Source organism: Bradyrhizobium sp. USDA 4449, from assembly GCF_054056275.1.
In genome coordinates this window covers 3,731,854-3,758,746 of record NZ_JBSRYD010000001.1, presented here as the reverse complement: position 1 = coordinate 3,758,746, position 26,893 = coordinate 3,731,854, and the positions used below count along the sequence as shown (strand labels likewise).

General features: G+C 58.2%; 20 protein-coding genes and 5 pseudogenes. 7 read left to right on the top strand and 18 right to left on the bottom strand.

The window, feature by feature from the left end; genetic code table 11:
- Positions 1–895 precede the first annotated feature (895 nt).
- The 3 genes and pseudogenes from ACVIIW_RS17465 to ACVIIW_RS17455 form a co-directional block, all read right to left on the bottom strand.
- Entirely contained in the window at positions 896–1,705 is an 810-nt protein-coding gene (locus ACVIIW_RS17465) for an effector protein NopP (RefSeq protein WP_456701846.1), read from the bottom strand.
- Between the two features lie 266 nt (positions 1,706–1,971).
- Positions 1,972–2,368 (bottom strand): annotated as a pseudogene (locus ACVIIW_RS17460) (IS66 family transposase); the annotation flags it as partial.
- Positions 2,369–2,749: 381 nt separating this feature from the next.
- Positions 2,750–3,600, bottom strand: a pseudogene (locus tag ACVIIW_RS17455) (IS91 family transposase); the annotation flags it as partial.
- A gap of 71 nt (positions 3,601–3,671) precedes the next feature.
- Here ACVIIW_RS17455 and ACVIIW_RS17450 point away from each other — a divergent pair.
- From ACVIIW_RS17450 to ACVIIW_RS17430, 5 genes and pseudogenes are all read left to right on the top strand, one after another.
- Positions 3,672–4,082, top strand: coding sequence for a hypothetical protein (locus ACVIIW_RS17450; protein WP_456701845.1), 411 nt, complete (start codon positions 3,672–3,674; stop codon positions 4,080–4,082).
- Between the two features lie 34 nt (positions 4,083–4,116).
- Entirely contained in the window at positions 4,117–4,410 is a 294-nt protein-coding gene (locus ACVIIW_RS17445; RefSeq protein WP_456705364.1) for a hypothetical protein, read from the top strand.
- Positions 4,341–5,519: an MFS transporter gene (locus tag ACVIIW_RS17440; RefSeq protein ID WP_456701844.1), complete on the top strand. Its 1,179-nt coding sequence runs from the start codon at positions 4,341–4,343 to the stop codon at positions 5,517–5,519. The genes ACVIIW_RS17445 and ACVIIW_RS17440 overlap by 70 nt, the downstream gene beginning before the upstream one ends.
- A 157-nt stretch (positions 5,520–5,676) precedes the next feature.
- Positions 5,677–6,371: pseudogene (locus tag ACVIIW_RS17435) on the top strand (SDR family NAD(P)-dependent oxidoreductase).
- The gene (locus ACVIIW_RS17430; RefSeq protein ID WP_456701843.1) at positions 6,368–7,078 is read left to right on the top strand and encodes a dihydrofolate reductase family protein; all 711 of its coding nucleotides are present in this window, start codon (positions 6,368–6,370) and stop codon (positions 7,076–7,078) included. Before ACVIIW_RS17435 ends, ACVIIW_RS17430 begins: the two are co-directional and overlap by 4 nt.
- Before the next feature lie 17 nt (positions 7,079–7,095).
- On the opposite strand, the gene ACVIIW_RS17425 is transcribed toward ACVIIW_RS17430, so the two are convergent.
- The 14 genes and pseudogenes from ACVIIW_RS17425 to ACVIIW_RS17360 all read right to left on the bottom strand — a co-directional run bounded on the left by ACVIIW_RS17425 (position 7,096) and on the right by ACVIIW_RS17360 (position 22,546).
- Positions 7,096–7,698, bottom strand: a complete 603-nt coding sequence (locus ACVIIW_RS17425; protein WP_456705185.1) for a LysR substrate-binding domain-containing protein — start codon at positions 7,696–7,698, stop codon at positions 7,096–7,098.
- Positions 7,613–8,005: a LysR family transcriptional regulator gene (locus ACVIIW_RS17420; protein WP_456701842.1), complete on the bottom strand. Its 393-nt coding sequence runs from the start codon at positions 8,003–8,005 to the stop codon at positions 7,613–7,615. Before ACVIIW_RS17420 ends, ACVIIW_RS17425 begins: the two co-directional genes overlap by 86 nt.
- A 133-nt stretch (positions 8,006–8,138) precedes the next feature.
- Complete coding sequence (locus tag ACVIIW_RS17415) at positions 8,139–9,419, bottom strand: glycerate kinase type-2 family protein (protein WP_456701841.1); 1,281 nt, start codon at positions 9,417–9,419, stop codon at positions 8,139–8,141.
- A gap of 94 nt (positions 9,420–9,513) precedes the next feature.
- On the bottom strand, positions 9,514–10,515 hold the full coding sequence (locus ACVIIW_RS17410; protein ID WP_456701840.1) for an MBL fold metallo-hydrolase: 1,002 nt from the start codon (positions 10,513–10,515) through the stop codon (positions 9,514–9,516).
- Between the two features lie 46 nt (positions 10,516–10,561).
- Positions 10,562–11,311 carry an SDR family NAD(P)-dependent oxidoreductase gene (locus tag ACVIIW_RS17405; RefSeq protein ID WP_456701839.1) on the bottom strand — a complete coding sequence of 250 codons (750 nt, stop codon included), beginning with the start codon at positions 11,309–11,311 and terminating at the stop codon, positions 10,562–10,564.
- 45 nt (positions 11,312–11,356) lie between these two features.
- A pseudogene (locus tag ACVIIW_RS17400) lies at positions 11,357–12,279 on the bottom strand (SMP-30/gluconolactonase/LRE family protein).
- A 38-nt stretch (positions 12,280–12,317) separates the two neighbouring features.
- Positions 12,318–13,295, bottom strand: coding sequence for an ABC transporter permease (locus tag ACVIIW_RS17395; RefSeq protein WP_456701838.1), 978 nt, complete (start codon positions 13,293–13,295; stop codon positions 12,318–12,320).
- A gap of 1 nt (position 13,296) precedes the next feature.
- A complete protein-coding gene (locus tag ACVIIW_RS17390) occupies positions 13,297–14,829 on the bottom strand; it encodes a sugar ABC transporter ATP-binding protein (protein WP_456701837.1) in 1,533 nt (510 codons plus the stop codon).
- A gap of 56 nt (positions 14,830–14,885) precedes the next feature.
- Entirely contained in the window at positions 14,886–16,034 is a 1,149-nt protein-coding gene (locus ACVIIW_RS17385; protein WP_456701836.1) for a sugar ABC transporter substrate-binding protein, read from the bottom strand.
- A 47-nt stretch (positions 16,035–16,081) separates the two neighbouring features.
- Positions 16,082–17,620 (bottom strand): aminoacyl-histidine dipeptidase, encoded by a 1,539-nt coding sequence (locus ACVIIW_RS17380; RefSeq protein ID WP_456701835.1) that lies wholly within the window; start codon positions 17,618–17,620, stop codon positions 16,082–16,084.
- A gap of 491 nt (positions 17,621–18,111) precedes the next feature.
- On the bottom strand, positions 18,112–19,737 hold the full coding sequence (locus ACVIIW_RS17375; RefSeq protein WP_456701834.1) for an NADP-dependent glyceraldehyde-3-phosphate dehydrogenase: 1,626 nt from the start codon (positions 19,735–19,737) through the stop codon (positions 18,112–18,114).
- Between the two features lie 67 nt (positions 19,738–19,804).
- Entirely contained in the window at positions 19,805–20,788 is a 984-nt protein-coding gene (locus tag ACVIIW_RS17370; protein WP_456701833.1) for a D-2-hydroxyacid dehydrogenase, read from the bottom strand.
- Positions 20,789–21,134: 346 nt separating this feature from the next.
- Complete coding sequence (locus ACVIIW_RS17365; RefSeq protein ID WP_456701832.1) at positions 21,135–21,434, bottom strand: putative quinol monooxygenase; 300 nt, start codon at positions 21,432–21,434, stop codon at positions 21,135–21,137.
- Positions 21,431–22,546 (bottom strand): isocitrate/isopropylmalate dehydrogenase family protein, encoded by a 1,116-nt coding sequence (locus ACVIIW_RS17360; protein ID WP_456701831.1) that lies wholly within the window; start codon positions 22,544–22,546, stop codon positions 21,431–21,433. The genes ACVIIW_RS17365 and ACVIIW_RS17360 overlap by 4 nt, the downstream gene beginning before the upstream one ends.
- Before the next feature lie 368 nt (positions 22,547–22,914).
- Between ACVIIW_RS17360 and ACVIIW_RS17355 the strand changes: the two genes are divergently transcribed.
- Positions 22,915–23,658: a GntR family transcriptional regulator gene (locus ACVIIW_RS17355; RefSeq protein WP_456705184.1), complete on the top strand. Its 744-nt coding sequence runs from the start codon at positions 22,915–22,917 to the stop codon at positions 23,656–23,658.
- A 237-nt stretch (positions 23,659–23,895) separates the two neighbouring features.
- On the opposite strand, the pseudogene ACVIIW_RS17350 reads toward ACVIIW_RS17355, so the two are convergent.
- Positions 23,896–24,981, bottom strand: a pseudogene (locus tag ACVIIW_RS17350) (MFS transporter); the annotation flags it as partial.
- Between the two features lie 217 nt (positions 24,982–25,198).
- Between ACVIIW_RS17350 and ACVIIW_RS17345 the strand changes: the two are divergent.
- Positions 25,199–26,830, top strand: a complete 1,632-nt coding sequence (locus ACVIIW_RS17345; RefSeq protein WP_456701830.1) for a GMC family oxidoreductase — start codon at positions 25,199–25,201, stop codon at positions 26,828–26,830.
- Positions 26,831–26,893 lie beyond the last annotated feature (63 nt).

Sequence of the window (26,893 nt, the reverse complement as noted above, 5' to 3'; positions counted from 1 at the left end):
ATTGAACTCGATTGTCATATGAATCATACATGCGCGAATGGCCAGGGATGGCACGCATTTGGCAACATAGCAGTAATAATCCGACGCACAAATTCTGCGGTCTGCCACTCATGCCCGCAGGATTCACGCGCAGAATGGCGATAAAACTTGCGCGGAGAGAACCGTGCTGCGAGGCGCCATCCAAAAATATTTCGAAGACTCCGCCATTTCGTCTTGCGACTTCGACGCCCCACGGATGGATCGAATAAAGGCGGATCGTCTTCTGCCGGAGGGGCTGGCTCGATCGGCACTTGACTGGATGCGCTGGTCGTTAGCTGAGTGGATCTCGCATTCGACCCACCTGGAAAAGTCAGGAGATCAATCAACGCGTGACGGCGCGAGAATTTAGCATCGGAGCCGCCAATATGCCGAAACCTTGAGCTGTTCAGGGTTGGCTTCTCGGATGCGGGGATGCTTTTTAAATTCCCGGCTCGCCACCACCGATTTCAACCTCAATCTCGGCTATAACTGGATCTTGCCATGCGTCCGCTGTCGGCGAACCGGGTGGATGGTCTCGTTGCTCGAAGATTTAGCTCGAACACTGCGAAAAAGGGCTAACAAAGCCTTGCTCACCCAGCGAACCCGGAAAGACCAAAGCAATTCTGACGCCGAGGACACAATGACGCTCGCGCCTGCCATAGGCAATCCGCTCCTCCCGCCCGGGCCACAGTCGAAAACCCCGGTTGGAAGCCGGGGTTTTCTCTTGTGCTATTATAGGCACCAACTCTCGTAAACTGCCGTGGTACGGTCAGTACAGTGCACCTCACGGATTGAGCTGCAAGGCTCTATCGTAAGCCGCAGGTATTGGCTGGTCTCCGCTCCTGCTCCACTTCAATGAATTGGTGGAGATTTCACCTCACATAAAGTCTCCATCCGAGTCGGACTCTGGTGAAGGTTCATCGTCGCTCGCCGTTTTGACTTTGGAGAGATACATCGGCGAATTGGTTGCACGCTGCCATTCACCATCCCTATATCTCCACTGTCTGGACTGGGTGGGATCAAGTACCATATCATTGTGATCTACATCAACGAAGCCCATTTGTTCTGCACGGGCTCTCGCTTCGTCACTGGCAGGACGCCAGTTCACAAGCGGCCGCTCGCCGTCTTGCTGTAGTTGGTGCTCGAGCAGAATATCGCCAGCGTTTCCAACGAGCGGATGAGCAACCTGAAAATCCACGATTGATGTGACGTGAGTTCGTCCGGGGAACTGATGTTGCCACCGGTCGGTGGTGAACTCAGTCGCCATAGGAAACCCGGCTTCCGTTCTTTGGAGACCGACGCTCCTATTTCCTAATTGGTAGCTGTAATATCGCGCGGCATCAGAATCCTTTCGGATCCCGTAATTGCTAGCAACGTGCGCGGTCCGCCTAGCTCTTTCGGATATAAATTCCGAGTATTCCTGCGGATTGTTGGCGATATGATTGATCTCGTCACCATGAAAGCTCCTCACCCGTTCCCGGAATTCGGCTTGGTCGATCTCGACAACGGGAGATCTTGAAGTCAGGTGATAACTCGGCTGCGAGGATGAGCTGGCACCCGAATCCTGCAATCCCATTCTACCGAACGCGTCCGCGAAATAGTCAGCATTCCCGTGCTCCGGGGAGCTCGCATAATGATACTCATCAGCGGATGGAACATCGGACCAACTGTTAATTCGACCGTCCATGACGACCACACTCCTATGGCTGTTGCATTGTGTTCAGGTCATTAGACCTGGCTCCGCCGATAAGCAGCTTAGCTGTCCGTAAGCTGACCCCGACAAATAAACGGAAGCAAAATTCTCCGAAACGGTAGAGCGAGCCGCGAGAGCGCGCAGTTCGGCGCCGCGCTCGCCGGAGCGTCTTCATAACTCGGCCGAACTTGAGATCAGCGTGAGCGAAGCTCCGTTCCCACGATGAACGCGCCATCAGGAATCGGCTGGGCGATCTCATGGAGGAAGCGAGCGAAGCCGTCCCGGCGCCTGAGCATATAATTGATAGGCTTGAGCACCTCGGACGAGCGCGAGAGGGTTTCCGCTCGAGCAGCGGTCAGGCGTGCATGTCGTCGAGAAGCGGCTGCTCTGTTCCTGGCGGAGGGCGCGCCGATGCTTAGCCTCACAGCCGTTAATGTCGCGCTCGAGTCGAAAAAGCCTCTCCGGGCATGGCATAGCGCAACACGCCGACGTAATGGGCAGTGTGTTCTTGGGTGGGTCGAACAGCGGCTTTGTCGGAATCGGCTTGCAGGATGCCGGCGAAGACCACCAGATGGATTTGGGGACGCTCGCTTCGCCGGTCGCTTGAGGCGTAATCACAGCTGGCCGCGGCGGGAACCCGTTCAGCGGCCGGTCGTCGAGCTTATGTAAATCTCGACATAGTAGAGAGCGTTTTTAGATTGGCGGCGCGCGGTTCGGTACCCAACACGAGCACTCGCGAGCGGCGCCGGTAATCTAAAAACGTGTTGGACGAAGCCGCGGGCACGCCGCTGCAGCTATGGGTGTTGAATCACTGCGCCGTTATTTGTGGACGTCGTGACCTGGACTGGAGACAAGTCCAAAGGGACATTACCCGAAAGTACTGGGTGGAAGGGACATCTGGGAAGCGAAGTAGCCGAAAAATGCGAAACGCCGGAGGGTTGACGTCGGAAGAACGACAACAGGGCATCTATCGGCTGCCACGGCGGCCGGAAGAATTGCGCAATAAGGTGGCGGTTCTTGGTTGATTGAGGTCTCGCATCAACAAATGTCCGGTGAACGAGTGGCGCTGAACGAACCTGGCTGCAAGACCTCGACGCACACCATATGGCCTTGATGACAGGATGGACATTGACGCAAGGAAGCGGCATTGCAGTGCTCAGCCTTCGCGGGGCAATCGGATGGCTCTTCCGGGTTCGAATGAGCATCGGCGGATATCATTCCGAGCAGTTCACGGCAGCGAGCGAGCTTTTGCTTGCGGTAGCGGTTACCCAGAAAACCATAGTAGCGAATGCGTTTGAAGCCTTCGGGCAGGATATGGATGAGGAAACGCCGGATGAACTCCCCGGCGTCCAGCGTCATTACTTTCTGCTGGCTTCCGCGGCGGTAATCCTTGTATCGAAAGCGCACTTTGCCGACTTCGATATCGACGATACGGCTGTTGCTGATCGCCACCCGATGCGTGTAGCGGCCGACATAGTGCACAACCTGTTCGGCGCTACCAAATGGCGGCTTGGCGTAGACAACCCAATTGATTCTGCGGACCTCGTTCAGATAACGCCGAAGCGCAGCCGGATCACGCAACGCTTCCAGCGACGAGAAGAATTGTAGCTCGCCAGTATCAAACGATTTTTGCAGGGCGTTGAGAAATAGCCGCCGGAACAGGCGAGAAAGCACGGCCACGGGAAGAAAGAAGCCCGGCCGGCACGCGATCCAGCGGCTGCCATCTGGAGACAGTCCTCCTCCAGGAACGACGCGATGGAGGTGGGGATGGTGAAGGGAGGTTCTGCCCCCCAAGTATGAAGGACGGAAAAGAACCCGATCTCGGCACCGAGGTGCTTGGGGTCGGCAGCGATGGTCCGCAAGGTCTCTGCAGCTGTGCGGAACAGAATAAGTCCGCGACGCACTATTCCGCGCAATTGCAGGCCGGCCCAGCTTAACCCTGGAACGTCGGAGCAACCGCGTGCGTCTGCGACCGGTACTCGGCGAGGTAAGGCCGTCGATTTTCAACACCGCGACCGCCAAGCCCGTCGATGTCGTATCAGGCATTGTACCCAAGACTGACGTCGTCTGGAGCGAAGCTTGCGGCCTGCGCGTCGATTACCGTCTTGAACAGCTCTGGCTTCTGGTTGAGCCTATCGTTATCACCGAGCTTGCCGCAGATGCATCAGACGACACACTCGAGCTCACACGCGAGTTTGTACGCGAGCGACGTGCGCGTCGACACAATCGCCTCGCCAACGCCATGCTGGACGGCTGGATAAGCCTCATTGTGGGTCGACAGCCAAGCGTGCGTCTCAGGGCGTTTGGTATCGCGGTCGAAACTAAGCGGCTGCATATGCGGTCGGACATCTTCGCTTCATGGGCGGTCTAACTGCCATCGCACAGACAAGAGAATTGCTTCGGCTATGAAACATAACGCAATCACGGCTCCGCACGGGCTCGCTGCTGCACAGGTCGTCCTTGCCCTGGGAGAATTATTCATAGGCACCGGCGAATTCGCCGCCATGGGCTTGTTGCCCGGCATGGCCGAGTCCATCGACGTTTCAATACCCAAGGCGGGTAATCTCATCAGCGCCTATGCGCTTGGCGTGGTCGTCGGCTCTCCATTACTCGCCGTGCTCACGCTCGAATGGAGCGGCGGCCGCTGTTGGTGGTGCTTGCTTCGATTGTCCTGCTCGGCAATGCCGCGTCGGCACTAGCGCCAGGAGTCCTCGGGCTCACTGCGGCTAGATTCCTCGCCGGTCTCCCGCATGGCGCTTATTATGGTACGGCTTCCATCGTGGCAGCGGCCATGGTCCCGCCGTCAAACCGGGCCCAGGCAATCGGCCGCGTTATGCTCGGTCTCGCCGCCGCAAATGTCGTCGGCGTGCCGGTGGCCACGTGGCTAGGCCAAGTTTTCGGCTGGCGCTCAGCGTTTGCGCTGGTGGCCGTCGGAGGGCTGGCACTAATTGGCCTGATCCGCATATTCATCCGCATGGTCGCTGCCGACAAGCAGGCCAGCCTGCGGCGGGAGCTTTCCGCTTTCTCCAACGTGCAGATCTGGCTGACACTCGGGGTGGCCACGATCGGCTTCGGCGGGATGTTCGCGGTCTACAGCTACATCACTCCAACGCTGACCCAGGTTGTGGGTGTCACCGCCGCGCATGTTCCGGTTTTCCTGGCGCTCTGGGGGCTAGGTATGATCGCCGGCAACGTCGCCGGAGCATGGCTTGCTGATCGCGCGTTGATCCCATCAATTTTCGGGATCATCATATGGAATGTGGTCTTCCTTGCTGCCTTCGCCGCGGCGGTGAAGCAAGGCCCCGTTGCCGCTGGCCTCACGCTCCTCATGATCGGCATCGGGTTCGCCCTGGTGCCTGCTCTTCAAGCGCGTCTGATGGACGTCGCGCGACATGCTCAATCGCTGGCGGCGGCCATGAATCATTCGGCATTCAATCTCTCCAACGCTATCGGAGCCTGGATTGGAGGAATGGCCATCAGCGCCGGTTGCGGATGGCCCTCGACCGGTCTCGTTGGCTCGGCGCTCGCAGGCGCGGGACTTATTGTAATGGTCATATCTGCACTGCTTGCACGGCTCCCAGCGGGCACGACGAGCCGCCTGGCCTCTGCTGGTATCTGTGCCAGGTGCGCTCTGGTAGAAGAACCCGATATCAACGTCGAGGCTCTGGGCGATCTGCGGCGTGGTCAGAAACACTTTGCGGCGCCAATCGTCACTCAAGTCTCACCCGGCGCGTTGGGTTTCCAATCGCCGGGATGCAGGGCGGCCCAGGAGCAGCACTTCTTCATACTCAAAACGAGGAACCACTGATGCACGAAAGAGATGGACGACCCGCATTGTTTGCCGCAGGCAATGTCGCCGTCATTACCGGCGCAGCCAGCGGCATCGGGCGTGCGGCGGCGGAACGCTTTGCTACCCTCGGTATGCGACAGGTCCTGTCCTGTTCGATCAGGACGAGGTTGAGTTGGTGCGCGTCGCGAGCGGCCTTCATGCCGAGGTCCGGCACCTAGCTGGGACCGTAACTCGCTTCGATGATTTGGAGCGCTTGCGCGACCTAGCCATCGGCGCCTTCGGCGAGGTCTCGGTGCTGATGAATAATGCCGCCATTGGTCGGGAGGACGGTAACTGGACCGGGTTGAGCGATTGGCGTCGGATCATCGAGGTCAACCTCTGGGGCGTCGTGAATGGCGTGCACGCACCGAAGCAATGCTGGCTCAGCAATCGCGCGGCGCGATCATCAACACGGGCTCCAAACAGGGCATCACCAATCCGCCGGGCTTTCCCGCTTACAATGTTGCCAAGTCCGGCGTGAAGACCTTGACCGAGCAACTGGCTCACGGACTGCGGGGAGAGAGCGACGCCGTGACGGCCCATTTGCTTGTTCCTGGATGGACCTACACCGGAATGACTCACGCGCCCGACGGGAAGCAGCCAGCCGGCACGTGGACGGCCGACCAGGTGATCGACTTAATGATCCCTCGAGTTGAGTCAGGTGACTTCTATGTCATCTGTCCGGACGGTGCCGTCACACCAGAGCTCGACGCCGCGCGGATTCTATGGGGCGCCACGGACATGACGGAGAACCGTCCCGCCCTGTCGCGCTGGCATCCCGCCTGGAAGGAACGCTTCGACGATTTTGTAGCAAAGGAGACGGGCGCATGAAGCCCTATGTGATCTGCCAGATGATGGGCCCGCTTGACGGTCAACTTCTTGTCGAGCAGTGGGCCCCGTCCACCGGACAGCCCAACGACGCGCTGATCGCGGAATATGACCGTGTGCACGAACAGTTGAGCGCAGACGCCTGGATCGTGGGACGAGCGGTCGGAGCCAAATTCGCTGACGGCGGGCCGCACGCGCCGATTGATACGCCCGCCGTCGAGCGTCCGGTTCGTGTGGCGCGCAGCGGTGCTGAGGAATATGTCGTGCTGATCGACCCCCACGGCAAGCTTCACTGGACCGGACCGACGACCTATGGGGCGGCGACGATTGTTCTGCTGGGGCGGAACGTTCCGGACGCACATCTGGTCGACCTGGCCTCGGACAGCATTTCCTATATTATCGCCCACGGCGAGAAGATCGATCTCTTCCAGGGGCTTGAGATACTCAACGCAAAGTTCGGGATCGAGCGGCTGATACTTGAGGGGGGCGCACACAGGAACGCAGAATTCCTTGAGGCAGGCCTCGTCGACGAGATCAGCTTGCTCCTCTTCCCAGCAATTTGTGGTCGGACCGGTTGTCAAACCATATTCGGGGCGCGGCCAGACGGATTTGCCGGCCGGCTTCGATTGTCGACGATTTCGTCGGAAATGCGTCAGACCGGCGTGATGCATCTTCGGTACAAGATGGAGTACCCTCGGAAAAGTCAATGACCGTGACGCGCGTGAAGTCACCGCACCTCGTTCTTCAAGAAGGAAATCAGGGCGCGGAGCGCGATCGGCACCTGCCTGCGGCTACTGTAGTAGATATGAAAGGCGGGCCCAAACGAACTCCACTTCGGCAGCACTTCCTTCAGCACCCCGGATTTGAGCTGATCCTGGACGCGCCGTTCGATGCAATAGGCTATGCCGGTACCGGTCTCTGCGATTTCGATCGCGAGCGCCGTCTCGTTGACGACGATCGCCCACTCCACTGAAACCTGTCCGCAGTCAGAGCCTTTCTCGAGCTCCCAGTGGTAGATCGCTCCTGTACCAGTGCGCTGACCAACACATCGGTGGAAAGACAGGTCCGACGGAGTCTTCAATTGCGGCCCCTGCGCCAGATAATCTGGCGAAGCGACCATGATCCAGCGAAGATCTGCGCCGACCGGTACAGCAATCATATCCTCAGGAACGGACCCGCCGACGCGAATGCCGGCATCAAAGCTGCCGCCAACGATATCGATGAACTCGTCCTGAACGACTATCTCAAGCTTCACCTCCGGGTAATCCAACATGAATCTTGCGAGGTTCGGGCCGAAAGCAAGCCGAGCTGCGTCGGTGAGGACATTGATCCGCAGACGACCTGACGGTGTACCCCGATGAAGGTTGAGGCTCTCGATCCCGCTCTCGATAGCCTCGAAGCCCCGTCTCCAGGCTCGCCAATAGCTTCTGGCCCGCTTCCGTCAGCGTGACGCTTCGATTCGTGCGGTTGGCCAGACGAACACCAAGCCTCGTCTCAAGTCCGCGCATCGCATGGCTGAGTGCCGATCCTGAGACATCGAGTTCGAGAGCGGCACGACGGAAGCCGCCGGCGCGCGCGATCGTTCTGAACAGGTTCAAGTCCCCAAGGTCGGAACGGGTGAGTGTAAGGCGAGCCATGCACTATCTATGGTCCTCGTTCTGAAGGCCCACATAAACTGCGGGGGCTGACCTCACGCATCGGCAACACAAATACGAGGTTCACAACCGCATTTTTCCTGAATTGTGCGCCAAGCTCGGAGATAAGCAGGTGCTAGTCGACCAAAATGACTCTGATGTCGTTCACATTGGTCAGCGTTGGACCTGTCTCCAGTAAGTCGCCGGTTGCCGCAAAGAATGCGCTGGCGTTATTTTCATCGAGAAAGTGCTGAATGTCGAGCCCAAGTGATTTCATCCTGCTGAACGTTCGCTCATCCACGATAGCCCCGGCTGGGTCGGACGCCGCACCTCCGCCGCCATCGGCACCGTCCGTATCTGCAGCAATCGCCGCAATCCCCGTGACATTCTTGAGTGAGTCGGTTAGCGAGAGCGCATACTCCTGATTGGGACCTCCTCGCCCATTTCCGCGCACTGTAACAGTGAGCTCACCGCCAGACAGTATAGCGACCCGCCGTCCGTTTCGGCGCATGTCCAGCGCGAGATTCGCGTGTATGGCGGCCACTTCGCGCGCTTCGCCTTCGACATCGGCACCTAGATCCATGATTTCGTAACCGGCTTTTTTGGCATGGACGATCGCGGCGTCGAGCGACGCCCTGGGCCTTGCAATCAATTTAAAGCGCGCACGGTCGAAGCATGGATCGTCAGGCTTGCAACTCTCGTTTCTCGGATCCCGCAACGCGCGCAGAATTTTATCGCCTACCTGCAAATCGTACTTGTAGACGATTGCACGTGCATCCGCGAGGGTTGTCAGATCCGGCACAGTCGGCCCGGATGCGATGGCAGAAGGATCATCGTGTGGGACGTCAGAGATTGCTGGTGTGACGATCTCGGCCAGCTTCCCTGCCCGACCGAGGCGCCCACCTTTGATACGGGACAAGTGCCTCCGAATGACATTTATTTCATCGATAGGAGCGCCGGAGCGCAATAGAGCCCTCGTTAGTTGCTGCTTCTGGTCGAAGGTGACGCCATCTGCGGGTGCAACCCAATTCGCCGAACCACCACCTGACAATAGAACGAGTAAGAGATCTTCTGGCAGCGCGCTGCTTGCCAACTGAAACGCTTTCTGGGCGCTCGCCAAACCTGCTTCGTCGGGTATTGGGTGACCGACCTCGACGACACTAATACGACGCGTAGGCACTGCATGGCCATGCCGTGTGCTGGCGATGCCTATCAGTCGATTCGGATCAAGGTGCAAATCATCGAGATAGTGCCGCTCGGTGGCTGCCGCCATAGCCGCCGCACCCTTGCCGGCTGCGAGACAGATTACGCGACCTTTTGGCTCCCGCGGGAGATGGGGAGCGAGCACAACACGGGGATCCGCGGCAGCAACGGCTGCATCGAACATGGCACGCAGAAGCACACGCCGGTCGGTCATCTCAAAAAATGCTCAATTCTTCTTCGAAGCGAGCCCACGGTAATCGTCGTGAACGACGCAGTTCGCCCTCGCAGGTACAAGGATAATGCCGGCCCTATAGAGACGACATGTGCATCGGCTCTGGATAGTACCTGAAACCATCGCCGTCCCTTCCTACATGACCAACCCCAGGCCAGGGGAAATGATAAGACATAAACGGCGTCTTGTTTGCGGCCAACATATCCAAGACTCTGACGCGTGATTGTGCCGACAACTTTGGATCAGTGTCGAAGGCAAACTCCATCTTCGGCTTTTCGAACAAGAGCACAGGGTGGTGCGTCAGGTCTCCGCCATAGCAGAACGATTTTCCCGCCGACTCAATCATGAAGCAGTGATGCCCCACAGTGTGACCGGGCGCGGCAATTGCGTGTATCCCTGGCAGGAACTGCTCTCCATCCTTAAAGAACACGATCCGGTCGCGCACCGGCGGCAGATTGCGGATTGCGGCCTTCACCAAACCATCGACGTCAGTGCCAAGCTTGCTCTTGTCGGTCCAGAACTCGTAGTCAGCCTGGCTGATATAGATCTGAGCGTTCGGAAATGTTGGTTTGTCATCATCGCTCCAAATACCACCGACGTGATCCCAATGAGCGTGAGAGCACACGACGGCATCAATATCCTCGAGGGCGATCCCGGCCGCTGCAAAGCTACTTCTCAAACGACCGGTAGTAGGACCGAACTGCTTGAGCGACCCCATACCCGTGTCGAAAAGCACAAGTTTGTTGCCGAGATTGACGACCGGGGCATTTTGCTCGAGAACGACGTCGTCGATCGGGAGGAAACTCTTCTCCAGCATCTGCACGACCTCTTCCTTTGGCACCCCTAGAAAACTTTCACGCGGATCGCCAAGTGGAAGTGGGCCATCGGACAGGACGGTAACCTGCGCTTCACCGAGTGCGAAGCGATAGTAGGACGGTGCCTGCTTATCAAACTTGATTACCTTCGCCTCGCCGGGCGTAGCGGCCGGTCCTGTTAGTATCGCTCCGCCGAGCCCGCCCGCAGCTCCCTTGACCAGATCACGGCGACTGACTCGCGAGTGGTTAGACCTCGATTCCATTTTGTCGCTCCCACAGAATGATATTTGCGTCTTGAAATTATGCGCACTAAACCGCGATCATACCGCCGTCGACCACCAGTTCAGACCCGGTCATATAGCTGGATCCGTCGGAGGCCAAAAAAGTGAGTGCTGCCGCGACTTCAGAGCATTCTCCGGGTCTTGCCATAACCGTGCTTCCCAGAATGAGCCGTGTCTGATCCGGATCTGAGAAGTAATCTTCATTGAGCGGGGTCCTGATTGTCCCCGGATGAATTGAGTTTACTCTGATCCGATACTGCCATAGGTCGACAGCAGCAGCCTTGGTCAACATGCGGATCGCGCCTTTCGTGGCGCAGTAGCCGCTCATGCCGGGCATATTCGCCACGATACCTGACACCGAGGAAACGTTGACAATCGAGCCGCCACCGGCCTGCCTCATACTGGGAACGATCAACTTGCATCCGAGAAACGTCCCGGCGACGTTCACGTCGTACAGTCTCTTGAAGTCAACGAGAGAGAGACTCTCGATCGTCTTCCGAATCAGTATCCCGGCATTGTTGACGAGGACATTGACGCATCCGAAAGCGCGCTGTGCCTCCTTGATGACATTGATCCATGACCCTTCATCAACTACATCATGGGCGACGAAGATGGCTTTGCCTCCCGATGACGATATCTCGCTGGCGACCCGGGCACCGTTGTCCCTGTCAACGTCGGTTAGCACGACTGCCGCATGTTGCTTCGCAAATTCGCGAGCGTGAACTTCCCCCATTCCCTTGGCCGCTCCGGTAACTATGGCAATCTTGCCTTCGAGCATATTCGTATCCCCCTATTCAGGACGCCTGTTGCACGTCGAGCCCGGTCAAATCCCTGTCGTGTTCAGGCACACGGCATAGATTGAAGTGCTTGCCGCCATGAACAATCTATTCTTGTGGCGGCCGCCGAAGCAGATGTTCGCACAGGTCTCAGGAAGATGTACTTTCCCGATCAGCGCGCCTTCCGCAGAATAGCAGCGAACCCCGTCCTCGACAGGATCGGCCCATCCCATACTGCACCAGATGTTTCCGTGAACGTCGACGCGAAGTCCATCAGTGAAACCAGGAGCAAACTCGTCTGCAAACACGGACCCGTTCTTCAAGCGTCCATCAACTACATCGAACTGGCGAATATGGGAGGGGCCGCCGTCGGTGATGCCGCTGTCGACCACGTAGAGCCGAGACTCGTCAGGCGACATCGCCAGGCCGTTCGGCCTGACGAAGTCGTCAGCGACCACCGTAGTGAGCCGCTCGGATCGAGTCTATAGACCGCTCGAGGGAGCTCGGCTTCCTGCTTGATGCCTTCATAGTCGCTATCAATTCCGTATCCCGGGTCGGTGAACCAGACGGCGCCATCCGACGTCACGATGACGTCGTTGGGGGAGCTAAGACGTTTTCCCTCATAACGATCCGCGAGTACCGTTATGTTGCCGTCCAACTCCGTTCTGGTGACGCGCCTGAGATGCTCGCAGCTCACGAGGCGTCCAGCCCCGTCGCGGGTATGGCCATTGGCGTAGTTTGAGGGACTTCGGTATATTCCTAAATGTCCATCGGACTCGAGCCATCGGTAGATGCGATTGTTCGGGATATCGCTGAATAGAAGACAGCCGCTGTCGCCGAAATAGACCGGACCTTCTACCCAGCCGAAGCCGGTTGCAAGGCGCTCAATCGGCGCATTGCCTATTTTGTAGGTAAATCGCCTATCCAGCACCTCAACGCCGGCGACCGGATACCGCGAGCTATTTTCAATCGGGCCGAGAGCAAAACCCACAGCAGATTCTCCTCGCCCTAGCCTTCTTTCAACCGCCCGCCAAACTTGTCGGCACACACAGCCATCAGGATGATCGCGCCGATCACGACCTGATGCCAGAAGGTGTTGACGTTCAGAATATTGAGGCCGTTGCGTACCACGGCCATGAGGATCGCACCGGCTGCGGTACCCAACAGAGACGCCTTTCCTCCGGCTAGACTCGTTCCTCCCATGACCACGGCTGCGATCACGTCCAGTTCATATCCCTCGCCAGCCTCCGGCATCGCCGCTTCAAGGCGAGATGTGAGAAGAACACCCGAAAGAGCCGCCAGAAATCCCGTCAGGGCGTACACGGTGATCTTGATGCGATCGATCCTTATACCGACCAGACGCGCGGCTTCGGGGTTGCTGCCAATCGACAGGGTGTAGCGCCCAAACCGCGTCTGATAGAGCAGAAAATAGATCGCCAAAAACGTCGCGATGGTGATTATCACCGACATTGGTACAAGCCAGACGAAGCCTTGTCCGAACACCTGAAAGGTCGGGGTAGACAAACCCGTGAGCGGAATGCCTTCAGTGTAGACCATGATCAAACCGCGCGTCATGACCATCATCGCCATGGTTACAATGAAGTCGGCAATCCTGACTTTCGCGACCAACACACCGTTTACAATTCCGATCAGCGTTCCAGCGGCGAGACTTGCCGCGACGCTGGCGAATGGATTGAATCCGCGGTTCATGAGATCCGCAGCGATTAGACCCGTGAAGGCAAGGGTCGAGCCGACCGAAAGATCTATGCCGCGCATGGCGATCACGAGCGTCGCGCCGAATGCTATGATTGCGACGAAAACGGCCTGGCGCGTGATATCCGTGAGATTTCCCAGACTCAGGAAACGCGGCGACGCCAAGCCGAGCGCGGCGATCAACACGATCAATGCGATCAAGATGCCACTACCGCCCCCGGAGAGCTTGAACCTTGAGCCGAGCGATTTCACGTCCAGAGTTTGAGCCGACAACCTATCCTCCACGATTCCCCTCATATGTCCGTTGAATTGAAAGCGAGGCGATAGTCTCTTCGCTCGTGGAAGACGCATCCAGAATTCCGGCAGCTTCTCCCTCGAACATCACGAGAATCCGGTGGCACAGTCCGATCAGCTCCGTGCTATCGGATGACACGACGATGATCCCTTTGCCCATCCGAGAACTGGCTACGATCAACTGGTAGACGTCTGCCTTGGCCTTGATGTCGATTCCGCGGGTCGGCTCCTCGAGCAGCATCACTTCGGGCTCGGTCAATAGCCATCTTGCAAGCAGCACTTTTTGCTGGTTGCCGCCGCTCAAGCGCCCGATCGGCTGGTGAGGACCTTCGGATTTAATTCCCATCTCTTTGATATATTTGATGCACCAGCTTCGCTCCGCGCGTCGATTTAGGCGGATGCCGCCGAGCTTGGGCAGACTAGGAGCAGTCAAATTCCACCCGACGCTGTGTTCGGCAAAAATGCCTTGCGTCTTTCGTTCGGCGGGAAGAAACGCAATGCCGCTGCGCATCGCGGATGATATCGAATCGATCGCGACTGGCTTCCCTTTCAGGGAAATATTGCCAGCATCTGCTGCCCCATCTCCAAACAATGCCCTTACGAGGGAGCTCTTGCCTGATCCCTCCAATCCCGCGATGCCTAAAATCTCTCCTTCACGTAGGTTGAAGCAAATGTCTTGGAAGGCTCCTTTTCGAGAGAGCCCTTCTACCCTGAGGATTGGATCCACGCCTGGACTCGTCTTGGCCGGGAATTGCTTTCCAAGCGAGCCGCCGATCATCAGGCTGATCACTTTGCTAACGTCAAGCGCCGATGCCGGCAGGTCCGCGACGCACGCTCCATCGCGCAAGACGATCACGCGATCACAGATCGTCAGGACCTCGTCCAGCTTATGGGATACGTATATGACGGATTTACCTGCCCGCTTGAGGTCGTTGATGATCCTTACAAGCCGCTCTCTCTCCGCTCTTTCGAGTGCTTCGGTTGGCTCGTCCATGATTAGGATGTTCGCGTTCGAATTCAACGCCCGAGCGATCTCTACGATCTGGCGCTGGGCAAGCGTGAGTGAGCCGACCGGGCAAGCGAGGTCCAGTTCGACATTCAGCACCTGGCTCAAGATCTGCTGCGCGCGGTCGCGCATAGTCTTTTTTCGAAGTGGCGAAGTGAGCTTTGGCGTCGCGCCAATTGAGATTTCACGGCCGATGAAGATGTTTTCGACGGCATTCAGATCGGGAAATAGACTCAACTCCTGGTAGATGATACTTATTCCAACTCGCTGGGCATCCGCCGGCTCGCGAATATCGACGCGTACGCCGTTGACCTCGACTTCTCCTTGGTCAGGGACGTGAGCGCCGGCTAGAATTTTCATCAGCGTGGATTTGCCGGCACCGTTTTCCCCGACCAGGCCGAGCACTTCGCCTTTGGCGAGGGTCATCGAAACATTGAACAACGCGTTGGTCGCGCCGAATCTCTTTCCGACGCCCGTGATTTTCAGAGCTTGTTCCGATTGACTCATTAGAGAGATCCTTCCAACGTAGAGAGCCGCGCAACGCGCGGCTCTCTCCTCAGCCACTACTTCGTAGACTTCGCGACGTAGATGTAGTCGGACGGATTGAACGTGCCGATGTTGTTGGCATCGTATGTCTTCGGAGCGACGAAGATCTTCTTCGGAACGCCCTCGCCCTTCATGACGAACTGTTCGACGGCACGGACTATATTGCGCCCTTCTTCCTTGGCGCCGGTATCCACCGTCGCGGCAAAGTCGCCGACCTTGATCGCGTCATTGGCTTCCTTCATGTTCTCGTACCCAACGATCGCGATCTTGCCGTTCAGCTTCCTTGCCTTCAGCGCCTGGAGGCCGCCCAACGCCATCTCGTCGTAGAGCGCGACGAGAATGTCGATGTCCGGATGCGCGGTGAGCATGTTCTCCGTCACGCTGAGACCTTGCGCTCGCACCCAGCCGGCAGGCTGCTTCGCAACAATCTTGAGGTTCGGGTATTTCGAGATGATCTCATTGAAGCCCTTCATGCGCTGAGCCGTATGCGGTCCGGGCAGCCCTTCCAAGATGGCGATTTTGACGTCGCCCTTGTCCTTGTAGTGGTCTACGATCCACTGGGCTTGAGCACGTCCACCGTCGCTTTGGTCGTATCCGATATCACTCACATAGTATGGATCGTCGGCGACGGGCGAATTGAACAGGAACACGGGAATGCCGGCCTCAGTCGCCCGCCGGATCAGGGGTTCCAACGCGCCCTCGTTGTAGAGAGCGACAGCGATCGCGTCGACGTGCTCGTTGATCCAAGCCTCCATCGTGCGGACTTGATCGTCCGTCGCGGACTGGCTCTTTGGCGCCTGAACGAGCAACTGGATCGTGCCAGGTCCGCCTAACTTGTCGATCTCCTCCTTAACGCCAGCCAAGACCCGTTGATAGTAGGTGTCCATGGCCGTCGGCAGGAAGCCGACCTTGAGTGGCCGATTGCTCTTGGCTTGCGGCTTCGCCTCCTTACCGGTCGCCGGAATCACTTTGTCCATGAGAATTCCGGGAAATACGGCGCCGTAGTCAGCGGCACGCGTCACCCCCGGAACGATCATCGCCGCCATAAAGGCAGCAGCAAACGGCACGCTAATAGAACGTCTCATGTTTCCCCTCCGATGTTTTTTCCGTACTGCACTTGCTGCACGCGCAAAGCGCGGGCAGCCCTCGCCGAACGCTCCGCCCACGCGGAGCGTCGCAAACGATCCGTTTCGCTCGATGCGTTGTCCTGCCGCTACTCTTTCAGATTGCGGAGGATTTCCCTCAAGAGCCGCCAAATTGGTTCGACAGTCGTGTGATTGAGGCGCTCTCGGGTCGTATGGACGTCGAACGCCTCGGGCCCGATCGAGATCATGTCGATACCGGGAATTTTCTTGTTGAAGAGGCCGAGTTCGAGACTCGAGTGGGACACCTCTACATGCGGCTTGACCTTGAAGGTCTCCTCATAGGCGCGGGTCGCCACAGCCAAGAGCTTCGAGTCCTTATTGTAAGGCCACTCGGGGCAATCGGCGAACGTCGTAACCTTTGTTCCGCGTCCCATCAGTGCAGCCAGTCGCTCGATGCGTTTCAGGATCGCGTACCGTCGCGAACTGATCGCACTCGGAATGGTCGAAACAATCTCCACCTCCTCGTCGCTTGTCGACAGCAAGGCGATCGTATTCGAGCTCTCTACCAGGTTGGCAATGGTGAGGCTCATGCTCTGGACGCCATTCGGCGTGAGCGTGATGGCCTGCACGGCCGAGTTGGCGGTGACGTCCGAGAAGACACGCTCCACAGCTTCAGTGTGGCGCTCCAACCCGACCTCGAGCTTGGGGTCGCTGACGAGGAACTCTTTTTTGAGATCCGCCGAAACACTCCTGACGATTTCGTTCGCGCGGTCCAAATCAGCTTGATGCAGGAGCAGGATCGCTTCGGCATCGCCGGGGATGACGTACCGATTGACGCCTCCTTTAACTAAGGCAAGCCTTGTCGGCAGCTCATCGATGAGCGCGCCAAGGAGTCGGGCGAGAAGGACGATCGCATTCGCACGTTCGAGATGAATGTCGAACTCCGAGTGACCGCTGCTGAGCCCTTTCACGAACGCGCGCAGGGTCGTGAGGCCAGCCGGCGGTTTCTGCCATTCGATGGGAATCCGGAAGCGGGCCGAGATATCGCCCGCGCAACCCGCGAATAGGCTCTTGGGATCGTGCCAGTTAAAATCGATCAACCGCTTCGCAGTGAGGCGAGAGGCGTCGAAATGCTGCGCACCCCCCTTTCCCACTTCCTCCTGCACAGTGAGTACGACCTCCAAGGGAGGATGTGGAATATCCGTCGAGTCCAGCACCGATAAGGCGAGGGCGACGCCCACCGTGTTGTCCGCGCCGAGGGTCGTGCCCGTGCCATGAATGAAGTCACCATCGATGCGGAGTTTAATGCCCTCCTTCTCGAAATCGTGGTCCACGCCTTCATCGCTTTCGCACACAATATCGGTATGACCGTGGAAGATTACGGGAGCTGCGCTCTCGTACCCACGCGTACCAGGCTTCTTCACGAGGATATTGTGAATGTCGTCTTGAAAGTATTCGAGCCCACGATCTCGCGCGAACCTGGCTATATAGTCGCTCACCTGCTTCTCGTTGTACGAGCCTCGCGGGATGCGGCTGATCTCTTCAAAATAGCGAAAGAAGATTTCGGGTTTAAGGCCGGAAAGGACGTCGTTCGTCTGACCACCAACGGCTCGGTTCTCGGTCCGTCGTCCGTTCACACTATCGGTCAAGGTCTGGTGCGCAGACATCATCTTCCTCCCATCTTCCGGCGCCGCTTAGATGCGCTCGCTTCAGACTATGATGATAAGAACTATAAATTTCGCATCAAACGAATTACTTGCCCAGTTAGGTGAACCGCATTCATGCGAGTACGCTCAAGGCAAGGAGCAACTCTGGGTGATTGACACACCGGAGCCAGGCTTTTCATCCGCTTGGGTGAAAGCCGAGGATGACGACCCATCTGCCAACTCGACAGAAGGGCCCTTAAATGTCATTGGTGATTTATGACCGCCACGAGTAGCGTTGCTGGGTTGATAAACGCTTCCGCTGCGCCTGCCTTGGGCCGATCCACCAGCGTGCGACCGTGGGACACAGGTCAAAGCAGGCGCAATCCTAGGAGTTTCGAACGGAATATTGCTCACCGCCGATCCGGGCCCAAGCGATTTGCCGCACGGAATCGAGAACAGAGGCGGAGGCCTGCCCTTCGAGGGACGTCGTCCTGCGCAAAGCGCGAATCAGGTCAGAGGATGAAATCTGTATGGATGAAGCTAGAATGGTGGCCTTCGACAACCGCATTGAGGATATCGCGCGCGGGCGGCGTGTATTTCGCTGCCACCATGGAGCGGATAGAAAACGAGCGCAGCGCATCAGTAACCGACAGCGTACCTTCGGCGGAGTCCTTCCTTCCGGTGAAAGGAAACACATCGGGTCCGCGCTGGCACTGACAGTTAATGTTCACGCGACAGACCTGATTGACGAGCGAGTCCGCCATCCGACCTATTAGGCTAGGATCTCGCGCAAACAGGCTGACCTGTTGACCGTGGTCCGAGGTCGCAACGTAGTCAAGTGCAATATCAGGATCGTCGAAGCGCATTATTGGGACTAATGGACCAAACTGCTCTTCGCGATACAATCGCATTGCCGGCGTGACCGGATACAAAACCGCCGGATAAAACAGAGTGCCGGCTGCCGCGCCTCCCCCCGAATTGCAAACGCGTGCGCCGAGGCTGACGGCATCATCGAGCAGCGCAGTCATCTGTCTCGCCTTTTCCAGAGTCGGTAACGGCGTCAAGGTCACCCCAGATTCCCATGGCATTCCAACTCTAAGTTCGTCCAGACGCTGAACGAACTCCGAGATAAACGCTTGTTCAATATCGCGATGAAGGAGTAGCATCTTCAGAGCCGTACAGCGCTGACCATTGAACGTGAGTGCTCCCATCAGACATTCGCGCGCAGCAAGTGCTATGTCGGCATCAGGCATGACGATTGCGGCGTTCTTGGCATCGAGTCCAAGAACTGCGCGCAGACGGTTCGTCTTTGGATGGACTTTCTTGAGATGATCCGCTACCCGGCTCGAGCCGATAAGCGTCAGCACATTCACCTGCCCAGTACCAAGGAGGGCAGGAATGATTTCGGCTCCCTCGCCGTAAGCAAAGTTGATAGCGCCAGCCGGGAATGCATCACGAAACGCTTCCAATAGCGGCTCGAATAATAGAACGCCGTTGCGCGGCGGCTTGAACACGACGGTATTGCCCATGATCAGGGCAGGAACCAGCGTCGCAAACGTCTCGTTGAGCGGATAGTTGTAGGGCCCCATGCACAGAACAACGCCCAATGGCGTCCTGCGCACTAGGCCGACCGCCCCATCGACGATCTGGAACTGCGAATTGGCATTATCGAGGTTGCGTAGAGCTTCGATGGTTTGCCTGATGTACTCGATCGTTCGATCAAACTCCTTTTCCGAGTCAGCAAGCGTCTTTCCTATCTCCCACATGATAAGACGCGAGACGAGTGTTCGACATTCGCTCATACGGGCGACGAATTTCTGCATCGCGGCGAGACGATCTGCAACGCGCATCGTCGGCCAGACGCCACGACCGTTGTCGTAGGCGGCTACCGCTGCGTCGAGTGCGGCGAGAGCCGATTCGACTTTCCCTGACGGATGGCTACCTAACCGCATCTGCGTCAATTCGCCATCGCTCCCCCGCACGAGTACAGGCGAGAGGACGTTCTTAGTCGGCCCCGTCCAATCGTGGAGCTCGCCACCAACCAGGATTCTGCGCTGCTCGACGGGTGCAATCGCAACTTCGCGCAAGCCAGGATCATCAGCGGTAGGAAACAATCGATTCAGATGGCCGAAATCCATAACACCTCCAGAAAACAATTCTTCGCTGTCACATTCGGTTCATTGGTCCTGGAGGTTCTGAATATGATTAGGCCGCAGGCGGCCCTACGACATTCTTCAAACGGCCGCTCCAAAATGCTTCAATGTTGTCTACCAACTGATCCGCGAGCGACTGGACGGCCTCTCGACTTGCCCATGCCACATGCGGGGTAAGAATGAAGTTCGGCAGATCGGTCAAACGCACGAGCGGGTGATCGTCGGGCGGAGGCTCGACGGTAGCAACATCAAATCCAGCGCCGGCAATGTGCCCACAGCGAAGAGCTTCAGCCAAGGCAGCTTCGTCCACAAGGCCGCCTCTTGCGGTATTTATTAGCAAGGGTCTGCGGTCCATCAGCGCGAACTCGGGAGCAGCGATCATGTTTCGCGTGGCGGACGTAAGGGGTGCGTGGAGGGTGATCACATCGCTCATGCGCAGGACGTCTTCGAATGGCGTGTACAGCGGTCCCATTCCAGAGATACCCTTGTAGGACGAGAAGAGGACTCGCATTCCGAATGCGCGACCGATGTCCGCAACCGCTCTGCCCAACGCGCCATCGCCAATGATGCCAAGAACCGATCCGGCCAGGTCGCGGATCGGATGATCGAAGTAGCAGAACTGGCCGGATGCCGACCAGCGACCAGAACGCACGGAATCCCTGTAAGCGACTAGGCTTCTGCGTAATGCCAGCAGCAGTGCAAAGGTGTGTTCGGGGACGGTATTTGTCGCGTAGTTCCGGATGTTCGATACGGTTATGTCTCTCGCAGCGCAGGCCGAAAGATCCACGATATCGGTCCCCGTTGCCGCGACAGCGACGAGCTTGAGATTGCGCGCCCTAGCGACCGTTGCTGCGCTCAGCGGCACCTTGTTGGTGATGATGATATGCGCGTCTGCCACTCTATCGCCGATCTCATCTGGCTTCGTGGCAGAAAACTCGCGCAAGTCGTGCGGGAAAGCGAATGGTCGCAGGTTGACTTGAGACGGCATGGTGTCGCGATCGAGAAACACGATCTTGGCCAATTGGTTATGAATCATCTTTCGTCCCTCTGCCGAACAGTACAAACTTCCGGATCCGATAGCGCGTCACTGCGGCGATCTAGCGCGCGGCGAGAAATCAACCAACGTCAGCGGCGGTTCTCCCACTATATGGGACGATGCTTCCGATGAGATAAAACGAAAAATACCTCCGGATAGATGATTTCTGGTCAACTGATCTGGAAAGTCTCGATGCCTCGCAGATGTTCTTTTGTGCTCGTGCCGCGGCGTTGAGGCTCGACCTCGACTGAAAGGAGCGCACTCAGCCTTTCATGCGCCGCCGGCGAGATCCATGGGGGAATCATCTGCGATGCAGCCTAGCGGCAGCTTCAGTTCGTCCTTCCTACTAATCAGGGTCGACCTTCGAGTAGGTCGTTACGCGCTTGTCGACCACCCATGGGGAAACCAACCGGTCGAAGCTCCGGAAATGTTCGGTGGCGAGATGAGCGTCGAAGGCGTCTTTGACGTCGTAAAGTTCGTAGAGGAAGACCTCAGCCCCCTCCTTCGCCTCACAGACTTCGAAAAGACGGCATTGCGGCTCGAGCTTGAGAGAATCGGCAGCGTTCTTCGACATTGCTTTGCGGAAATCCGCCCGGTATTCGGCCTTGATCGAGAAGCTAACGGTGACTACGAACCCTCCCGTCATGCGACCTCCTTCATGGCGCTCGAAAGTGCCGCGATCGTTTCACGGGTAACCGTGGCGCAGCCCGCCGTGCCGCCAAGCTCCATCGGAACGGCGCCGGAAGACAGCGCGATTTCGACCGCACTCTCGATCAAGCGCGCTCGTGTCTCGAGGCGAGGTTCATTGTGTTTTTCGGCGAGCCAGTCGAGCATCATCGCTGCCGATAGGAACATCGCGCAGGGATTTGCCTTTCCTTGGCCTGCGATGTCCGGCGCTGTGCCGTGAGCCGGCTGGAACAGGGCATGCTTATCGCCGACGTCGGCGGAAGGAGCCATCCCCATGCCTCCGATCAAACCCGCGGCGAGATCCGAAAGGATGTCGCCGAACATGTTCTCCGTCACCATGACATCGAGCGTCCACGGCTTCTTCACCATGGTGAGAGCCATGGCGTCCACGTAGGCGTGATCCGCTTCGATACCGCTGTGCTGAGCCGCCACTTCGCCGAAAACTTTTCGAAAGAAGGCCATCGAGGCAAACACGTTGGCCTTGTCGACGCAGGTGACTCTGGCTCTCTTGCCGCGCGCTCGCCGTCGCTCGGCAACACGGAAGGCGAAATCGCTGACTCGCGCCGTTCCAGTCCGGCTGATGTGCATCGTATCATAGGCATCGCGATCGTCGATCAGCTCTCCCTTACCCCTGGCATAGAACAGTCCTTCCGTCTGTTCTCGGATAAGCACGAAGTCGATGTCGCGCGCCCGGGGGTCCGACAGAACGTTAGGCAGCCCCGGAAACCAGCGAATGGGTCTGACGCCGGCGTAAAGATCCAGCGCCATACGCAGATCCAGCTGCGGAATAATCTCAGTACCGTCCGCATGCCTGATATCCGGCCACCCCATTGCCCCGAACAGGACGGCGTCCGCCTTTCGGCAGGCATCGAGCGTCATGTCCGGCAAGGCTTCGCCGCTCGTCGCGTAATATTGGGCGCCCGCGTTCCAGATCGTGGTTTTTAGGGCCGGCCCTCCGGCTGCCTTGGTTTCGACGGCCGCCAGCAATTCCAGACAGGCCGCCATCACTTCGCGTCCTATGCCGTCGCCGGGGAGTACCGCAATATCCAGGTAGTTCGATGAGGTGGTCAAAGGGCGTCTCCATATCTGCGTTCAAGTCGGAATGATCGCGCCGGCATGCGAGCGTTACGCCGACGTGGACAGGCAATATGCTGGCCGGACGGCGAGTATACCACTTTCGAATGCGATAACGCATGCATTAATGTACAGTAACCCGACCGCGCGCTTGTCGCAAGCACCGACGGTGGGATTCTCGATACCCAAGACGCAGATTCGTCGAATCGGAGCGCCTATCATCCACGCATTTTTTGAGGGAAGATCAGACACGCGCTTCTCTTTTTCCGCGGAGCGTGCCTAGTCTGGGCCGCAAAGCACATGGTGCCTCGAAACTCGTTTGTCGCACCGGAAGAACGCACAAGAACGACACATAGCGGGCCGTAATGACCACCAAGCCTCAAAGAAATTCGCCCGATCGCAAGGCAATCGAACGGAAACTCCCGCCGCGAGGACGCTCGGGAGCAACGCCCTCACGCGGAACTCGATCGAACCAGGCAGACGTCGCCTATTCCCGCCTGCGGGAGCTTATCCTGAGTGGCGGGATCGCTCCGGGCAGCTTCGTTCTCGAACTCGAGGCGGCGGCTCGGCTGGGTATGAGCCGTACTCCCGTGAGAGAGGCAATGGTCAGACTGCGCGCGGAGGGTATCGTCGAGATACGCGCCAGACACGGAATGCGCGTTCTCCCAGTCTCTGCCGACGACATGCGCGAGATATACGAGGTGATTACAAGCCTGGAGTCCACGGCGGCCGGGCTCGTTGCCAAGCGCGGGATCGATGCAGACGCACTGTCCTCGCTCAACAAAGCCGTCAAGGCCATGGACGCCGCGCTGGAGCGGGACGATCTGGAGCGATGGGCGCAGGCGGACGAGGACTTCCATCGGACACTGATCAATAGCTGCGGTAATGGCCGCCTGATTCAGACCGTCGATCAATTTTGGTCGCAAGCACATCGCGCGCGCCTGCTGACTTTGCGACTTCGGCCCAAACCCACGCAGTCGAACCGCGAACATGCCGCCCTCGTCAAAGCCATCGCCAAGGGCGATGCGGAAGCCGCGGTGCGCATCCATCGGGAACACCGCGAGCGGGCGGGGCGTCTTCTGACCGACCTCTTGGCCAAGATCGGCTAGGTCGTGGCGGCTCTCGGAAGTTGCTGCGCGCCCGGCAAAACGGGCGCGCATCGGCCTCAAGATGCGGTTCCCAGACTCGTCTGTGCCGTCGCCCGGCATCGACCGCGAGCGTTGCCGTAGGAAATATGCGACAGACACGGCCACGCAAACGCCCCAGATCGCCGCGACGCAGTAGATCCCCAGGTCGAGGGTTTTGGTGGACTGGGTGAGGTATCCGATTATGAACGGCGAGAAGAAGCCCGCCGTCAGGCCAATGGAGTTGATGAAGGCTATTCCAGCGGCTGCGGAGATGCCCTTGAGGGCTGCGGTCGGGAGGCTCCAGAACACGGGCAGCGTGGCCATGACGCCGCCGAGAGCCATGCTCAGTCCCAGGAGAACCATAACAAGGCTGTCCTTGAACCAGATGCTGATCAGGAAGCCCAGGATGCCGAACAGACAGCTTCCGACAAAGTGCAGACCTCGCTCCCTCTTGCGGTCCGAACTGCGGCCGACCAGGAGCATCACGACGACCGCTCCGGCGTACGGGATCGCGGAGTAGATTCCAAGTTGGACGGTGTCGGTCACGCCCGCCCCCTTTATGAGGGAGGGCAAATAGAAGAACACCCCCGACTGTGCGAGCACGATGCCGAAGAGAATGACGGCCAGCATGAGCACGTCGATGTTCTTGAAGACCCCGGCAATTCCGAGCGCCGGCTTCCTGGTGTTCTCCGATTCGATGTTTGCGCGCAGGCGAACCTTCTCGTCCCGCGTCAACCAAGGCGCATCCTCAATGTTGTCCCTGAGCTTGTACCAGACGACGAACGCCAAAACGACGGCAGGAAGGCCTTCCAGAATGAACATCCATTGCCAACCGGCGAGTGAACCTGCGCCGTGCATGTTCGCGATGATTAACCCAGAGAGCGGTGCACCGAAGATACCCGCGAGCGGCGCGGCCAGATAGAACAGCGAAGTGACGGTCGCGCGACGTTCCGTGGGGTACCAGCGCATCATGTAGAAGATGACGCCGGGAAACAGACCCGCCTCGCCGATTCCGAGTGCGATGCGCAGGATGTAGAACGAGTATTCCGACCAGACGAGGGCCATTCCCATCGAGATCAGACCCCAGGTCAGGAGAATTCGAGCCAGCCAACGTCGCGGACCGAAGTAGTGGAGCAGTAGATTGCTGGGAACTTCCGATGCCGCATAACCAAGGAAGAAAAGGCCGGCACCAAGCCCGTAGATGGCTTCGTTGAGACCGAGTTGCCCCATCATTTGCGGCTTGGCGAACGCGATGTTGATCCGGTCCAGATAGGAGACTGTGTAGCAGGTGATCAGCAACGGCATTACATGGCGCGTCACCTTCTTGTAGAGCGGATCGTCCTTGGGATCTTGAGCGGGCATTTCCAAGCTCATCTGCTATCCTCCTTCGCAATCTTTACAGCATTCTTTAATGTATGCATTATTGTCACAATTGCAGAAACGAGCCGCTGCTGCAAGGGTTTTCCCGAGCCAGGTTACGCGGCACCTTGGCGAGTAAAGAACGATGTGAGAAAGGGATACGATGCCCGAGGAATTCGACTATATTATCGTCGGGGCTGGAGCCGCCGGTTGTGTCCTGGCAAATCGCCTCTCGGCCGACGGCAGTTCGAGCATCTGCGTTCTCGAGGCCGGCCCCGCGGATCGCAATCCGTTCATCCACATACCAGCAGGCTTCATCAAGACGCTCTTTGACCCTTCCTGCACCTGGCAGTTCAAGACCGAGCCAACGGCGCTAACTGGCGGTAGGGCTATCTCGACGACGCAAGGCCGTACGCTCGGAGGCGGCTCGTCCATCAACGGCATGGTTTACAACCGTGGGCAACCGGCGGACTTCGACGGATGGGCCCAACGCGGCAACCGGGGCTGGGGATGGAACGATGTTCTGCCTTACTTCCGCCGTTCGGTTCGCAGGATCGGAATTGAGGGTGATCCACCGATCGACGACGGCATTCCCGTAAGCCGCATGGATTGGATTCACCCGGCTTCCGAGGCGTTCATCCGGGGCTGCGCTGGCTTGGGAATTCCGCTCAACGCTGACTACAATGGGGGACGGCAAGAGGGCGTAGGATATTTCCAGCGCACGATAAACAGAGGGCTGCGTATCAGCAGCGCGAAAGCGTTCCTAAAACCGGCACTTGGTCGAACAAATCTCGATTTGAGGACGGGGGCGCGCGCATGTGAAGTGGTCATCGAATCGGGACGGGCTGTAGCGGTCCGCTACTTGAGGGGACGTGGCGATGCGCCCCTTGAGGTGCGGGCGCGCCGCGAAGTCATTGTATCCAGCGGTACTGCGAACACCGCGCGCCTATTGCAGATTTCGGGCATCGGCCCTTCGGATCTGCTTCGCAGCATCGGTGTGGAAGTTCGGCACGAGCTCAAGGGGGTCGGCGAGAACTTTCGCGATCATTACGCCGTGCGGGTCGTGGTACGAGCCAGGAAGGGTACGATCACCCTCAACGAGTTGTCGCGCGGCTACCTATTGGGGGGCCAGATCGCCCGATGGGCAATGGGACGGCCGACCATCCTTGCGACCACACCTTCGCAGGTCCATGTATTCTGGAAGTCCTTCGACGGTCTAGATACGCCAGATTTACAATGTGTCTTTACGCCCGGCTCCTACAAGCAGGGGGAGGTCTACGTTTTGGACGACTACCCGGGATTCACGGCAGGCGCCTGGCCCCACCGGCCGCAGAGTTCTGGCTATGTACGCGCGCGATCGGTCGACGTTTTCGACGATCCCATTCTTCAGCCCAACTACCTCGCCGAGCCGGCCGACCGGCACGCCACGCTCGGTGGCCTACGGCTGATCCGACGACTGCTGTCGACGCCCGAGATGACGAACTTCGTTTCCCACGAGACGCTTCCGGGGCCTGACGTGCGATCGGACGACGAATTGCTGGACTTCGCCTACCGGAACGGGAGCACGTGCTACCATCTCGTGGGCACCGCCCGCATGGGCCCGGCAAGCGATCCGGGCGCTGTAGTCGACAACGAACTTCGCGTGCACGGCCTGTCGGGTCTGCGGATCGTCGACGCATCGGTCATGCCGATGATGCCATCGGCCAACACTTACGCTGCGACGCTAATGATCGCCGAAAAGGCCTCGGACTTGATCCGCGGCAAAAGCGCCGCCGGCTCGGATTTGGCGGCATGACGGCCTCCTTTCGAGAAAAATGGCCGCTGCCGAGGGCAGCGGCCAAGTTCTCCAGGGGAGGAA

Coding starts and splice junctions, on each gene's coding strand:
- ACVIIW_RS17465 (WP_456701846.1), bottom strand. CDS start 1,705: ATGGACGGTCGAATTAACAGTTGGTCCGATGTTCCATCCGCTGATGAG.
- ACVIIW_RS17445 (WP_456705364.1), top strand. CDS start 4,117: ATGAAACATAACGCAATCACGGCTCCGCACGGGCTCGCTGCTGCACAG.
- ACVIIW_RS17440 (WP_456701844.1), top strand. CDS start 4,341: ATGGAGCGGCGGCCGCTGTTGGTGGTGCTTGCTTCGATTGTCCTGCTC.
- ACVIIW_RS17430 (WP_456701843.1), top strand. CDS start 6,368: ATGAAGCCCTATGTGATCTGCCAGATGATGGGCCCGCTTGACGGTCAA.
- ACVIIW_RS17420 (WP_456701842.1), bottom strand. CDS start 8,005: ATGGCTCGCCTTACACTCACCCGTTCCGACCTTGGGGACTTGAACCTG.
- ACVIIW_RS17415 (WP_456701841.1), bottom strand. CDS start 9,419: ATGACCGACCGGCGTGTGCTTCTGCGTGCCATGTTCGATGCAGCCGTT.
- ACVIIW_RS17410 (WP_456701840.1), bottom strand. CDS start 10,515: ATGGAATCGAGGTCTAACCACTCGCGAGTCAGTCGCCGTGATCTGGTC.
- ACVIIW_RS17405 (WP_456701839.1), bottom strand. CDS start 11,311: ATGCTCGAAGGCAAGATTGCCATAGTTACCGGAGCGGCCAAGGGAATG.
- ACVIIW_RS17390 (WP_456701837.1), bottom strand. CDS start 14,829: ATGAGTCAATCGGAACAAGCTCTGAAAATCACGGGCGTCGGAAAGAGA.
- ACVIIW_RS17380 (WP_456701835.1), bottom strand. CDS start 17,620: ATGTCTGCGCACCAGACCTTGACCGATAGTGTGAACGGACGACGGACC.
- ACVIIW_RS17375 (WP_456701834.1), bottom strand. CDS start 19,737: ATGGATTTCGGCCATCTGAATCGATTGTTTCCTACCGCTGATGATCCT.
- ACVIIW_RS17370 (WP_456701833.1), bottom strand. CDS start 20,788: ATGATTCATAACCAATTGGCCAAGATCGTGTTTCTCGATCGCGACACC.
- ACVIIW_RS17365 (WP_456701832.1), bottom strand. CDS start 21,434: ATGACGGGAGGGTTCGTAGTCACCGTTAGCTTCTCGATCAAGGCCGAA.
- ACVIIW_RS17355 (WP_456705184.1), top strand. CDS start 22,915: ATGACCACCAAGCCTCAAAGAAATTCGCCCGATCGCAAGGCAATCGAA.
- ACVIIW_RS17345 (WP_456701830.1), top strand. CDS start 25,199: ATGCCCGAGGAATTCGACTATATTATCGTCGGGGCTGGAGCCGCCGGT.